This is a genomic window from Microbacterium sp. BE35 (genome assembly GCF_031457705.1).
Taxonomy (GTDB): Bacteria; Actinomycetota; Actinomycetes; order Actinomycetales; family Microbacteriaceae; genus Microbacterium; species Microbacterium trichothecenolyticum.
Genome location: NZ_JAVDXD010000002.1, coordinates 315,809 through 328,547, shown reverse-complemented (window position 1 = coordinate 328,547; position 12,739 = coordinate 315,809). Strand labels below are relative to the sequence as shown.

Sequence of the window (12,739 nt, the reverse complement as noted above, 5' to 3'; positions counted from 1 at the left end):
CGCCGTCGCCGATAGCCTTCCTGCCGCGGATACCGGCGTGCGCCCGGCCGTGTGAACGGCCGGGCGCGCTCCCCCAGTCCCGCGACACCGTCAGCGGATGCGGTGCGGCCGGCCGCGCGTGGGCGGCCGACCGAACCGAGCAGCACTCCTACATGTCGAAGTCGGCCTGCGTGGCATCGGGGCTGTTCACGATGCCGTCGTTCTCGAGGTCGACGTCCACGTCCGTGTCGTACTCGTTGAACGAGTCGTCCAGGTCCGCCGACATCGAGTTGTCCTGGAACGAGTCGTCGATGTCGACATCCGTGTCGATGGAGTTGTCGCTGTTGTCGGAGTTGTCCGAGTTGTCGTTGAACGCGTCGGAGATGTCCGTGTCGAGGTCCCAGTTCATCGAGTTGTCCGAGTTGTCCGAGTTGTCGGAGTTGTCCGAGTTGTCGGAGTTGTCCGAGTTGTCGGAGTTGTCCGAGTTGTCGGAGTTGTCCGAGTTGTCGGAGTTGTCGTTGAACGCATCGGAGATGGAGACGTCGATCGGGTTGAACGAGTCCTCGATGTCGACGTCCCAGTTCGTGGAGTTGTCGATGTCGACGTCGTCTCCTGCCGCCGCGGAGCCGTCGCCCGAGGCCAGACCGCCCGTCTGCCCGAAGACCTGCGACACCGAGCCGTCGGCCCAGATGTTCTGGTTCACGGACTGGTCGAACATCGACGTACGGCTGTCGATCGTCAACCCGCCGGCACCCGCTGCGAGGCCCGCGCCGCCGGCGCCGCCGCCGAGGTTGAGGTCACGGAAGCCCGTCTGGTACTGGCGAACACCGGTCGAGATCGAGTGGTCGTTGAGCGTCTGGGTGTTGAACGAGTCTGTGATGGAGACGTTCGTCGAGTGGTCGGAGTTGTCCGAGTTGTCCGAGTTGTCCGAGTTGTCGTTGTACGAGTCCTCGGTCTCCATCGAGTTGTCGACGGAGTTGTCGGAGTTGTCGTTGTACGAGTCCTCGGTCTCGGTCGAGTTGTCGGAGTTGTCGTTGTACGAGTCCTCGGTGTCGGTGTCGGTGTCGACCGAGTTGTCGGAGTTGTCCGAGTTGTCCGAGTTGTCCGAGTTGTCGGAGTTGTCAGAGTTGTCGGAGTTGTCCGACTGGTTCCCGATGCCGACCGCCGCGTTGTTGGACGAGCTGTCGGTCGAGTTGTCCGAGTTGTCCGAGTTATCCGAGTTGTCCGAGTTGTCGGAGTTGTCGGAGTTGTCGTTCAGCGAGTCCGCCAGATCGACGTTCGTCTGAAGACCCAGCAGGTTGTTGTTGTCGTCGGCCATGATGATCTTCCTCACTTGACAGGTGCCGGTCGGCTCTTGATCCGAGTGTGCTGCTGCACGCGCACCCGGGCATCGGGGAGGATCCCGCACTTCCCCGATGCCGGGAGGGGGATCCGATAGGGGTTATCGGGGGCGCGGAGGGGCGATGGACGTAGGCTCGGCGGGTGGAACTGCCCGAACTCCAAGCGCTCCTGACTGCCGAGGGGCTGCGTCTGCTCGACACGATGCCGCCCGTGGACTCCGCCGACGACGTCGCGCGAGCCGTGACGAGGCTGCGCCGAGACGGGCACTCCCCCGATCTCGTCTCCGCTGTCGTCGGCCAGGCGCGGCTTCGCACGCGCGGCCGGGCGAAGTTCGGTGATCTGGCCGAGCGGATGCTGTTCACGAGGGCCGGGCTCGAGCAGGCGACGCGCCTGCCCGTCGCGGCACGCCACGCGGCGCGGTTCCGCGAGGCGGGATTCGACCGCGTGGCCGACCTCGGCTGCGGGATCGGCGGCGACGCGCTGGGCCTGGCGGGGCTCGGGCTGCGAGTGACCGCCGTCGACGCCGACGAGGTGACCGCCGGCATCGCCGCGTACAACCTCGCCCCCTTCGGCGCGGATGCCGAGGTGCGCCTCGGCACCGCGGAGGACGCCGACCTCACCGGGGTCGACGCCGTGTGGCTGGACCCCGCACGGCGCACGCCCGGGCACTCCGAGACCTCCCGCACCCGCCCCGGCGACTGGTCGCCGTCGCTGGACTGGGTGTTCGATCTGGCCCGACGCCTGCCCGTCGGTGTGAAGCTCGGCCCCGGACTCGACCGCGCCCTCATCCCCGACGATGTCGAGGCGCAGTGGGTGAGCGCCGACGGGTCCACGATCGAGCTCGTGCTCTGGTCGCGGGCCGTCGCACGACCAGGCGTCCGCCGCGCCGCGCTCGTCATCCGCGGTGACCAGGCTCACGAGGTGACGGCGGAGACGGATGCTGCGGACGAACCCGCGCGCGAACTCGGCGCCTTCCTGCACGAGCCCGACGGCGCCGTCATCCGCGCGCGCCTCATCGGCGACGTCGCGCGCACGCTCGAGGCGGGGATGCTCGACGAGCACATCGCCTACCTCACCTCGGACGCCGCCCTCACCTCGCCGTTCGTGTCGACGTTCCGTGTGAGGGAGGTCCTGCCCGCCGACGAGAAGGCGCTCGGCAAGGCGCTGCGCGAGCGCGACATCGGCCGCCTCGAGATCAAGAAACGCGGCGTGGATGTCGACCCCGCCGCCCTGCGGACCCGGCTCAAGCTTCGGGGCTCGGCGTCGGCGACCCTCCTCCTCACGCGCATCGGCGCCCGTCGCACCGCGATCCTCGCCGACCGGGTCTGAACCCCCCACTCGGGCCTGTTGCGCAGTCGGCCCGTGCTCCCGCATCCCCGCCGCCCAGCGGTATCTCCGGCCGGCACGACGCACCGGCCGCGTCGAGTGCGGGCTGGATCAGCCGATGATGTCGGCGCGCGCGGCGGCGTAGAGGAGCCAGCCGGCGCTGTAGAGGATCGACAGCGTGCCGAGCACGATCGCCCAGACGGCCACCGCACGACTCTCCAGCGGGCGGCGCAGGGCGATGATCGCCGACACGACCGCGACCAGGCCGATCGGAAAGCCCCAGCCGACGAACATCGACACGAGGAGGCCGAGGATCGCGAATCCGAGCGCCCACCCCGCGAGCCCGCGGTGGAACGCCGAATCCGAGGCCGTCCACGACGTGGCATCGGGCGTGAACTCGCCTCCCGGCTCTGCCGGTGCGGTCTCCACCGTGACGTCGACCGGCGCCGTCGGCAGCCGGTGGAACCCTCCGCGATGAGTCCCCGGCAGCGGCGATGCGTCCTGCGCGAGGTCGACGTCGGGTGACACCGACGTCACCGTCGGGCCCGCAGGGGGCGACGCCGCGGCATCGGAAGGGACGGATGCCGCGGCCTCCGCAGGCGTCGGATCGACCTCGGCCGGATCGGCGTCGGGCATCTCGGGATCGCCGGGCTGCGGCATCCGTTCATCCGTCATGCCGACTCCGCGACCTGAATCTCCGTGACCGGCAGCGTCGAGTCGGCGCCGAACTCGAGGGTCGAGGGCGCGCGGCCCGACATGATGAGCTCGGACGTCAGCGCCGCGATCATCGCGCCGTTGTCGGTGCACAGCGACAGCGGCGGGATGCGCACGGTGACGCCCTCGGCGGCGGCGCGCTCGAGAGCGACGTCGCGCAGCCGGCGGTTGGCGATGACGCCGCCGCCCAGCAGCAGGCGCGGCACGCCGTGGTCGCGGCACGCGGCGAGCGCCTTCGTCACGAGCACATCGACGACGGCCTCGCGGAAGCTCGCGGCGACATCGGCCACGGGGATCGACTCCCCCGCCGCCTCGCGCTGCTCGACCCAGCGGGCGACTGCGGTCTTGAGTCCCGAGAACGAGAAGTCGTAGCGGTGCTTCGCCATGTCCGACGCGCGCGACAGCCCGCGGGGGAACGGGATCGCCTTCGGATCACCGGATGCTGCGGCCCGGTCGATCTCGGGACCACCGGGATACGGCAGACCGAGCAGGCGCGCGACCTTGTCGAAGGCCTCGCCGGCGGCGTCGTCCATCGTCTCGCCGAGCAGCTCGACGTCGGTCGTGAGGTCGCGGACGAGAAGCAGCGAGGTGTGCCCGCCGGAGACGAGCAGCGCGACAGTCGGGTACTCGAGCGGCGGCGCGTCGGCGTCGAGGATGTCGGCGGCGATGTGCCCGACGAGGTGGTTGACGGCGTAGAGCGGCTTCTCGAGCGAGACCGACAGCGCTTTCGCGGCGCCCACGCCGACCATCAGCGCGCCGGCGAGCCCCGGCCCCGACGTGACGGCCACGGCGTCGAGATCGGCGAGCGCGACACCCGACTCGGCGAGCGCCGCTTCGATCGACGGCTGCAGCGCCTCGAGGTGCGCCCGCGCGGCGACCTCGGGCACGACACCGCCGTAACGGGCGTGCTCGTCCATCGAGCTCGCGATCGTGTTCGACAGCAGGGTGCGGCCGCGCACGATCCCGATCCCGGTCTCGTCGCAGCTCGTCTCGATGCCCAGCACCAGCGGCTCAGCGCGGTTCACGTGCACACTCCTCCGTCGAATCCGGTCGCTGAGCCAGTCGACGCGCGAGCCCACCCGCGCAGGTCGAGCTTCATCACCACGGCGTCGACGTCGTCGGGCTGGTAGTACCGGGGCTTGCGGCCGATCTCGGCGAAGCCCTCCGACACGTACAGCGCCTGGGCGACGGGGTTGTCGGCCCGCACTTCGAGGAACACGTCCGTCACGCCGCGGCGTGCGGCCTCCTCCAACAGCGCGCGCAGCATCGCGCGACCGCGGCCGCGGCCCCGCGACACCTCGGCGATCGCGATCGTCTGGACGTCGGCATCCCGCGCTCCGGCGACCGCGCGGAGTCCGGCGTACCCGACGAGGCGACCCGCCTCGTCGTCGACGACGTACCAGCCGTGCGGCGACGCGAGCTCTTCGCGCATCATGGCCTCGGACCATGCGTCGGTCGGGAACGACGCCCGCTCGAGTGTCATGATGGCGGCCAGGTCCTCGCCGGTCGCAGCGCGGAGGGTCACGAACCCACCCGCTTCGGCGCGTGCGGGAGCGTCACGTCGGGCGAGCGCAGATAGAGCGCGTCGGCGGGGCCGATCGTGCGTCCGGCGGCGAGCGCGCGGGCCGCGGCGAGCGCGAGCATGCCCGCGGGGATGCGGTCGGCGTCGCGGCGCGCGGCCCCGGCGTTGGCGAGCACACCATCGAGGTCGTCGCGGGGCGCGAGCGCGGGCCCCGTGACGCGCACGGGCAGGCCGTCCTCGTCGAGCCCGCGGTAGAGCGTGTAGGCGAACTCGCGGCGGCGCGCGTCGGTGACGACCGCGAACGTCTCGTCGCCGGCATCCTCGTATCCGCCCGTCAGCGCATCGTGGATGAGCAGCTCGAGGGCGACAGCGTCGTGGCTCGCGACCGGCACGACCGGCACACCGCGCCCGAGGGCGAACGTGCGCGCGGCAGCGATGCCGACGCGCAGCCCGGTGAAGGGTCCGGGTCCCATGCCCGCGGCGACATGCGTGACGTCGGACGGGGAGACGGATGCCTCCGCCAGCGCCCGCTCGATCAGTGTGCCGATCACCTCGGCGTGGCCCCGGGGGTCTGCACTCTCGACCTGGGAGCGGACCACGCCGTCCGGCTCGACCACCGCCACCGCGGAGCCGAGGGACGTGTCGATGCCGAGGATCACCCTTCCAGGGTAGTCGGCGCCCCGTGGCGCGTGATCTTCACCAGGCGCGGGGTGTCGGCGTCGAGGTCGGCCTCGTGGGCGATGGTGCCGCAGGCGTTGTCGACGCCGCGGCCGTGCCACTCCCGCTCGAGCTCGACCTCCCACCACTGCTCGCGGAGTCCGTCGACGAGACCGCGGCCCCACTCCACGATCACCACGGAGCCGTCGAAGTCGATGTCGAGGTCGTCCAGCTCGGCGGCGGAGCCGAGGCGGTACGCGTCCACGTGCACGAGCGGCGCTCCGTCGGACAGCGATGGGTGCGTCCGGGCGAGCACGAACGTGGGGCTCTGGATGGGTCCGCGCACGTCGAGCCCACGGCCGATGCCGCGCGTGAGCGTGGTCTTGCCCGCGCCGAGCGGACCGGTGAGCACCACCATGTCGCCGGGGCGCAGCATCCGTCCCATCTCTTCGCCGAGTGCCTCCATCGCGTCGGGCGAGGTGATCTCGCGCGTGCCGACGAGTGCGTCCAGTCCCTGGGTCTGCGTGTCCACGCCCGGTGCAACAACCGGGGTGTCGCCTTCGTTCCCGCTCACTCCGACACCTGCCGGCGGGGCACGCGGGCTCCGATGCGCGTGACCACCTCGTAGTTGATGGTGCCCGCGGCCTCCGCCCATTCGGTCGCCGACGGCGCGCCGAGGGTCGGGTCCCCGAACAGCACCGCCGTGTCGCCCACTGTCACGGGCGCGTCGCCCACGTCGACGACGAACTGGTCCATCGCGATGCGGCCCGCGACGGTGAACCGGCGTCCCCCGATCACGACGGGCCCGGCGCCCGACGCCTGGCGCGGCACCCCGTCGGCGTAGCCGAGGGGCACGAGCGCGAGCATCGTGTCGCGCTCGGCGCGGTAGTCGTAGCCGTACGACACGCCCTTGCCCGCGGGCACGCGGCGCACGGCGGCGACCGCGCCGCGCAGGGTCATCGCGGGACGCAGGCCGAGATCCGCCGAGGTCCGGTCGTCGAACGGCGAGAGTCCGTAGATGCCGATGCCGATGCGCACGCAGCCGAGGCGCGACTCGGGCAGGTCGATCGCGGCGTGCGTCGCGGCGATGTGCCGCAGCGGTGGCGCGAGGCCGAGCGAGGCAGCGGCGGCCACGCCCTCCTCGAAGGCGCGCAGCGCCGCGCGATCGTCGTCGGCCGACGCGTTCGAGAGGTGGCTGAACAGCGCGACGACGCGGATGCGCCCGATCCGCTCGAGGCGCGCGGCCTCGGCGAAGACCACACGGTAGTGCTCGGGCGCGATGCCGTTGCGCGACAGTCCGGTCTCGAGCTTCAGGTGCACCCCGACGGGACGATCGGCGGATGCCGCGGCCGCCGCCTTCTGCAGCTGCTCGAGGCTCGAGATGCCGAGTTCGATCCCCAGCGCAGCGGCCTCGGCGAAGTCGGCGCCCGGCGCGTGCAGCCACGCGACGATCGGCGCGTCGATGCCGGCGCGGCGCAGGGCGAGCGCTTCGGTGATGTCGGAGACGCCGAGCCGCGACGCGCCGCCGGCGAGCGCCGCGAGCGCCGAGCGCACCGCGCCGTGCCCGTATCCGTCGGCCTTGACCACCGCGATGATCTCCGAGCCCGTGAGCCGGCGGAGGTGCCGCACGTTGTCCTCGATCGCGCCGACGTCGACCAGCGCCTCGCGCAGGGCTCCGGCGGGCAGGCGGCTCACGCGTCGGCTCCTTCGGCCGCGCTGCCTTCGCGAGACCGGGGATTCTGGCCGAGATCGAGGGTGTCGTCCTCGGTCTCGCGAAGAAACCCCCGGTTCGGCGCGCCGGCCACGGCCTCGGCGATGACGTACGCGGTCGCGAGGCCCGCGTCGTGCGAGAGCGACAGGTGCAGCGCAGTGATGCCCCGCTCCGCGACGACCGCGGCTGTCGACCCGCACAGCGAGAACACCGGACGACCGGACGGCTCCGACGCGATCTCGATCTCGGTCCAGTGCACCCCGTCCGAGCCGCCGAGCGCCTTGATGAGGGCCTCTTTCGCGGCGTACCGCGCGGCCTGCGAGTGCGGCTTCAGCTGCTGCTCCGCCTCCGAGAAGAGGCGCGGCAGCAGTTGCGGGGTACGTTCGATCGTCCGCTCGAACCGAGGGATGTCGACGAGGTCGACGCCGATACCGACGATCATGTGGTCCTCCTGCGTGCTGCAGCCGCAGCATCCGCCACCCTATCGCGCGGTCCCGATCGCCCCCCGGGCGTGGCGCCTCTTCCCGCGATCCGGAATTCGGATTCTCGTCGCGTTTCCGGATCGGCAGACCTGCGCGCCCCCGGATACCGTCGCAAAGTCCGATCGCCGGATCCGCGAGATGGCCGCGAGAGACGGACGGATGCCTCGGCCCGAGCGTCTACTCGACCGTGACGGACTTCGCGAGGTTGCGGGGCTGGTCGACGTCGAGGCCCTTGGCCGTCGCGAGGCCCATGGCGAAGATGTGCAGCGGCACCACGGCGAGGAGGGGCTCGAAGAAGGGGCCGGCCAGCGGGATGCGGAGCACCTCGTCGGCCTTCGGCAGCACCGCCGCGTCGCCCTCTTCGGCGATCGCGATGACGCGGGCGCCGCGGGCGCGGATCTCCTCGATGCTCGAGATGACCTTCTTGTGCATCTCCGACGACTTGCGGGGCGACGGGACCACGACGAACACGGGTTGGCCGGGCTCGATGAGCGCGATCGGGCCGTGCTTGAGCTCGCCGGCGGCGAACCCCTCGGCGTGGATGTAGGCGAGCTCCTTGAGCTTGAGCGCACCCTCCAGGGCGATCGGGAAGCCGACGTGGCGACCCAGGAACAGCACGGAGCGGGTGTCGGCCATCCAGCCGGCGAACTGCTCGATGTGCGCCTGCTCCCGCTCGAGGATCTGCGCGATCTTGCCGGGGACCGCCTCGAGCTCGCGCACGTGGTCGGCGGCGTCGGCGGCGCTGATCGCGCCGCGGACGCGACCGATGTGCAGGGCCATGAGGTACAGCGCCGTGATCTGCGCGACGAACGCCTTGGTCGAGGCGACCGCGACCTCGGGGCCGGCGTGCGTGTAGACGATCGCGTCGGACTCGCGCGGGATCGTGGCGCCCTGGGTGTTGCACACCGACAGCGTCTTCGCGCCGTGCTCACGGGCGTACTTGACGGCCATGAGCGTGTCCATCGTCTCGCCCGACTGGCTGATCGAGACGACGAGGGTGTCGGGGCCGATCACCGGGTCGCGGTAGCGGAACTCGTGGGCGAGCTCCACGTCGACGGGGATGCGGGTCCACTGCTCGATGGCGTACTTGCCGACCTGTCCCGCGTACGCCGCGGTGCCGCAGGCGATGACGATGATGCGCGAGACGCCGGCGAAGAGCTCGTCGAGTCCGTCGAGCTCGGGGATCACGACCTCACCGTCGCGGACGCGCCCGCGCAGCGTGTTGGCGACCGCCTCGGGCTCCTCCGAGATCTCCTTCGCCATGAACGACGACCAGCCGCCCTTCTCGGCGGCGGACGCATCCCACGTCACCTCGAACGGCTCGACCTCGACCGGGTTGCCGGAGAAGTCGGTGACGGTGACGGCCCCGGGGGTGATCGCGACGATCTGGTCCTGGCCGATCGCGAGCGCGTTGCGGGTGTGCTCGACGAACGCGGCGACATCCGACCCGAGGAAGTTCTCCCCCTCGCCGAGGCCGATCACGAGCGGTGAGTTGCGGCGGGCGCCGACGACGAGTCCCGGCTGGTCCTCGTGCATCGCGAGCAGCGTGAAGGCGCCCTCGAGGCGCGAGACGACGGCACGGAAGGCCTCTTCCAGGTCGCCGGCGCGGCGGTACTCGCGGCCGAGGAGCACAGCGGCCACCTCGGTGTCGGTCTCGCTGCGGAAGGTGAACCCGTCGGCGACGAGCTCATCCTTCAGCTCGGAGAAGTTCTCGATGATCCCGTTGTGGATCACGGCGAGCTTGTCGTCGTCGGCGAGGTGCGGGTGCGCGTTGCCGTCGGTCGGCCCGCCGTGCGTCGCCCAGCGGGTGTGGCCGATGCCGGTCGTGCCGTCGGCGAGCGGGTGGGCGGCGAGGTCGTCGCGCAGCACCTTCAGCTTGCCGGCGCGCTTGCGCATGCCCAGTGCGCCGCCACCGTCGATCACGGCGATGCCCGCAGAGTCATAGCCGCGGTACTCGAGGCGCGAAAGTCCCGAGATCAGGACGGCCTGGCTCTGCCGCGGGCCCACGTATCCGACGATTCCACACATGCGCTCAATGGTAGGCGGCGAGTTTCGCTAGGAATCCTTACGAATCCGAACTCCCCGTTCACGGCGGAGAACGGATCCTGCGCCCACGCGCGTCAGAGCTTGCGCAGGAGCACCGTCTCCACGGTGTGGTCGGCCGCCTTCTGCAGCACGAGGTTCGCGCGGTGGCGCGTCGGGAGCACGTTCTCCTCGAGGTTCGGGAGGTTGATCGAGTTCCAGAAGCCGAGCGCGCGCTCCACGGCCTCCTCGTCCGACAGCTGAGCGAAGACGTTGAAGAACGACTTCGGGTTGCTGAACGCGGCCCGGCGCAGGGCGAGGAAGCGGTCGACGTACCACTGCGCGATGTGGGAGGCATCCGCATCGACATAGATGGAGAAGTCGAACAGGTCGCTGACGGCGACGTCGTTCGGGGTGGGCGGCGGCTGCAGCACGTTGAGGCCCTCGACGATGACGATGTCGGGCCGGCGCACGGTGATGACCGCGTCGGGCACGATGTCGTACCGCATGTGCGAGTAGAACGGCGCCTTCACCTCGGGGGCGCCGCTCTTCACCTCGGTGAGGAACGACACCAGCGCGCGGCGGTCGTACGACTCGGGGAAGCCCTTGCGATCCATGAGGCCTCGGCGCTCGAGCTCGGCGTTCGGGTAGAGGAAGCCGTCGGTCGTGACCAGCTCCACCCGGGGCGTCCCCGGCCAGCGCGAGGTGAGCTCGCGCAGCAGGCGCGCGATCGTCGACTTGCCCACGGCCACCGAGCCCGCAACGCCGACGATGAAGGGAGTGGTGGAGTCCGCCTCGCCGAGGAACCCCGACTCCTCCGCCCCGAGGCGCTTGGTCGACTCGGCGTACAGCGACAGCAGGCGCGACAGCGGCACGTACACCTGCGCGACCTCGGCCATGTCGAGGCGGTCGCCGAGCCCGCGGATCTGGACGATCTCGGTCTCGGAGAGCGGCTGCGTCATCCCTGACGCCAGTCGCGCCCAGTCGGCACGGTCGATCTCGCGGTACAGCGAGAGTGCGGGGGCGACAGTGGTCGCTTCGTCGGCGGACATCGCGCCCATCGTAACCGCTGGCACGGGAGATGGCGGATGCTGCGTCCACAGGCGCTCCGCGCGGGCGCCGGTGCACAGCATCCGTGCCGCTACTCTTCTTTCGTGCGCCTCGGAGTTCTCGACATCGGCTCGAACACCGTCCACCTGCTGGTCGCCGACGTCCGCCCCGGCGGCCGGCCGCTCGCCACGACGAGTCAGCGCACGGTGCTGCGCCTCATGCGCTACCTCTCACCCGACGGCTCCATCACAGAGGAGGGTGTCACTGCGCTCGTCGCCGCGGTGACCGAGGCGCGCAAGATCGCATCGGCCGAGTCGGTCGACGAGCTCCTGGCCACCGCGACGAGCGCCGTCCGCGAGGCGAAGAACGGACCCGAGGTCATCGCCCTCATCGAAGAGGCGCTGGGCCAGCCGCTGCAGGTGCTGGGGGGCGAGACCGAGGCGCGGTACACGTTCCTCGCGGTGCGCCGCTGGTTCGGGTGGGCGGCCGGGCAGATCCTGCTGTTCGACATCGGCGGCGGCTCGCTCGAGATCGCGGCCGGAGCCGACGAACTGCCCGAACAGGCAGCATCCGTCCCCCTCGGCGCGGGGCGCATGACGGTGCAGTTCCTTCCCGACGACCCGCCGGGCGAAGCGGCCGTCGAGCACCTGCGCGACCACGCGCGCGCCACCCTCGCCCCGGTCGCCGCGTCGTTCGGCTCCCTCGCGAGGCCTGACCACGTCGTGGGCTCGTCGAAGGCGATCCGGTCCCTCGCGAAGCTCGTCGGGTATCCGGTTCCGGGCTGGTCGGGAATCGAACGGATGCTGCTGCCCCGCGCCGCCCTCGGCTCGTGGATCCCGCGCCTGGCGCGCATCCCCGCGTCGGCGCGTCAGGAATTGCCCGGCATCACGCCGGACCGGACGTTCCAGATCGTCGCCGGTGCCGTCGTGCTGCACGAGGCGATGCGCGCGATGGACGTGGACGAGCTCGAGGTCTCGCCGTGGGCTCTCCGCGAGGGCGTGCTGCTGCGCTACATCGAGTCGCTCAGCTGGAGCGCGCCGAGCGCCTGAACCCGCGGCTACGCCTCGATCGCCTCGGTGTACGTGGTGTAGATGCCGTAGACCGCGATGCCGGCGAGATGCCAGTCGCGCGGGCCCTCGGGACCGAGGGCGGTGACACGAGGCGCGTCGACCATCGGGTTGATGCGGCGGTGGTCGCTCATGCCGTCGACCATCGCCATGATGGCCACTGCCAGGTCGCGCTCGTCGAGGCCCTCGCGCATGCGGAGCCCGAACGCGGCGTTGAGCCCCCGGTACGTCTCGGCCATGCGTGTGAGGTAGCGGTCCTCGAGCTCCGACAGCAGCGCACGGACCTCCGCCCCGCCGGGCACGGCGTCGCCGCTCGAGAGCGCAGCCGACATCGCCCGGTACGCCCGGAACGCCACGGTGTGCTCGACGGCGGTCATGTTGTGCGACACGGTGACCCGCAGCGCCTCGCGGAGCGCGATCTGCCGCCCCTCGGGAGTGCTCATCGCCTGTGGGTCGCCGGCCACCGCCTGCTCGAGGTGCTGGAGGGTCTCGCCGTCGAATCCGGTATCGAAGCCCGGGTCCGCTTCGAACAGCGCGCGGACGAGATCGGCGACGAAGGCGACGCGGTCGGGCCAGATGCGGAAGACGGTCGAGCGCGGCACGCCGGCCGTTCGGATCAGGTCCTCGAGCTCGATGTTGGCGTAATCGAGCAGCAGACCTTCTTCTTTGACGCGGTCGACGGCGACGGCGAGCATGAGGGCTCGCGTTTCGCCGGCGGGCCGCCGCGAGCGGGATTCGGGTTGCTCCACCACTCGATTATCGTCCTCGGCGCGCTGTCCGGTAGGCCCCTTCGCCTCCGCAGAAACTCGCGGTGCCGGGTCCCCAGAACCCGGCACCGACTAGATCGAACAGGACGGCATGGGGCCGC

Annotated in this window: 12 protein-coding genes and 1 pseudogene; 2 read left to right on the top strand and 11 right to left on the bottom strand. The window is 71.0% G+C overall.

Annotated elements, in window-relative coordinates; all coding sequences use genetic code 11:
- Positions 1-148: 148 nt before the first annotated feature.
- The gene (locus tag J2Y46_RS07775) at positions 149-1,297 is read right to left on the bottom strand and encodes a hypothetical protein (protein WP_310241459.1); all 1,149 of its coding nucleotides are present in this window, start codon (positions 1,295-1,297) and stop codon (positions 149-151) included.
- 164 nt (positions 1,298-1,461) lie between these two features.
- Here J2Y46_RS07775 and J2Y46_RS07770 point away from each other — a divergent pair, with 164 nt between their 5' ends.
- Positions 1,462-2,649 carry a class I SAM-dependent methyltransferase gene (locus J2Y46_RS07770; RefSeq protein WP_310241457.1) on the top strand — a complete coding sequence of 396 codons (1,188 nt, stop codon included), beginning with the start codon at positions 1,462-1,464 and terminating at the stop codon, positions 2,647-2,649.
- A gap of 108 nt (positions 2,650-2,757) precedes the next feature.
- Here the strand turns inward: J2Y46_RS07770 and J2Y46_RS07765 are convergent, their stop codons facing one another.
- The 9 genes and pseudogenes from J2Y46_RS07765 to coaA form a co-directional block, all read right to left on the bottom strand.
- Positions 2,758-3,321: a hypothetical protein gene (locus J2Y46_RS07765; protein WP_310241456.1), complete on the bottom strand. Its 564-nt coding sequence runs from the start codon at positions 3,319-3,321 to the stop codon at positions 2,758-2,760.
- Positions 3,318-4,385: a tRNA (adenosine(37)-N6)-threonylcarbamoyltransferase complex transferase subunit TsaD gene (tsaD, locus tag J2Y46_RS07760; protein WP_310241454.1), complete on the bottom strand. Its 1,068-nt coding sequence runs from the start codon at positions 4,383-4,385 to the stop codon at positions 3,318-3,320. Before tsaD ends, J2Y46_RS07765 begins: the two co-directional genes overlap by 4 nt.
- Positions 4,382-4,885 (bottom strand): ribosomal protein S18-alanine N-acetyltransferase, encoded by a 504-nt coding sequence (rimI, locus tag J2Y46_RS07755; RefSeq protein ID WP_045301598.1) that lies wholly within the window; start codon positions 4,883-4,885, stop codon positions 4,382-4,384. The genes tsaD and rimI overlap by 4 nt, the downstream gene beginning before the upstream one ends.
- Positions 4,882-5,541 carry a tRNA (adenosine(37)-N6)-threonylcarbamoyltransferase complex dimerization subunit type 1 TsaB gene (gene tsaB, locus J2Y46_RS07750; protein ID WP_045301596.1) on the bottom strand — a complete coding sequence of 220 codons (660 nt, stop codon included), beginning with the start codon at positions 5,539-5,541 and terminating at the stop codon, positions 4,882-4,884. The genes rimI and tsaB overlap by 4 nt, the downstream gene beginning before the upstream one ends.
- The gene (gene tsaE, locus J2Y46_RS07745; protein WP_045301728.1) at positions 5,538-6,005 is read right to left on the bottom strand and encodes a tRNA (adenosine(37)-N6)-threonylcarbamoyltransferase complex ATPase subunit type 1 TsaE; all 468 of its coding nucleotides are present in this window, start codon (positions 6,003-6,005) and stop codon (positions 5,538-5,540) included. Before tsaE ends, tsaB begins: the two co-directional genes overlap by 4 nt.
- A 104-nt stretch (positions 6,006-6,109) precedes the next feature.
- Positions 6,110-7,234: an alanine racemase gene (alr, locus tag J2Y46_RS07740; protein WP_211255955.1), complete on the bottom strand. Its 1,125-nt coding sequence runs from the start codon at positions 7,232-7,234 to the stop codon at positions 6,110-6,112.
- Between the two features lie 104 nt (positions 7,235-7,338).
- Positions 7,339-7,692, bottom strand: a pseudogene (locus J2Y46_RS07735) (holo-ACP synthase); the annotation flags it as partial.
- 217 nt (positions 7,693-7,909) lie between these two features.
- Positions 7,910-9,760 carry a glutamine--fructose-6-phosphate transaminase (isomerizing) gene (gene glmS, locus J2Y46_RS07730; protein ID WP_310241450.1) on the bottom strand — a complete coding sequence of 617 codons (1,851 nt, stop codon included), beginning with the start codon at positions 9,758-9,760 and terminating at the stop codon, positions 7,910-7,912.
- 92 nt (positions 9,761-9,852) lie between these two features.
- Positions 9,853-10,806, bottom strand: a complete 954-nt coding sequence (coaA, locus tag J2Y46_RS07725) for a type I pantothenate kinase (protein WP_045301592.1) — start codon at positions 10,804-10,806, stop codon at positions 9,853-9,855.
- A gap of 102 nt (positions 10,807-10,908) precedes the next feature.
- Here coaA and J2Y46_RS07720 point away from each other — a divergent pair, with 102 nt between their 5' ends.
- Complete coding sequence (locus tag J2Y46_RS07720; RefSeq protein WP_045301722.1) at positions 10,909-11,853, top strand: Ppx/GppA phosphatase family protein; 945 nt, start codon at positions 10,909-10,911, stop codon at positions 11,851-11,853.
- A gap of 8 nt (positions 11,854-11,861) precedes the next feature.
- On the opposite strand, the gene J2Y46_RS07715 is transcribed toward J2Y46_RS07720, so the two are convergent.
- Complete coding sequence (locus J2Y46_RS07715) at positions 11,862-12,620, bottom strand: hypothetical protein (protein WP_245619641.1); 759 nt, start codon at positions 12,618-12,620, stop codon at positions 11,862-11,864.
- Between the last annotated feature and the right edge of the window lie 119 nt (positions 12,621-12,739).

What these genes read in the sequence shown, in the direction of transcription:
- coaA (WP_045301592.1), bottom strand. Translation starts at nt 10,806, where the DNA reads ATGTCCGCCGACGAAGCGACCACTGTCGCCCCCGCACTCTCGCTGTAC.
- J2Y46_RS07765 (WP_310241456.1), bottom strand. Translation starts at nt 3,321, where the DNA reads ATGACGGATGAACGGATGCCGCAGCCCGGCGATCCCGAGATGCCCGAC.
- J2Y46_RS07775 (WP_310241459.1), bottom strand. Translation starts at nt 1,297, where the DNA reads ATGGCCGACGACAACAACAACCTGCTGGGTCTTCAGACGAACGTCGAT.
- tsaE (WP_045301728.1), bottom strand. Translation starts at nt 6,005, where the DNA reads ATGGAGGCACTCGGCGAAGAGATGGGACGGATGCTGCGCCCCGGCGAC.
- glmS (WP_310241450.1), bottom strand. Translation starts at nt 9,760, where the DNA reads ATGTGTGGAATCGTCGGATACGTGGGCCCGCGGCAGAGCCAGGCCGTC.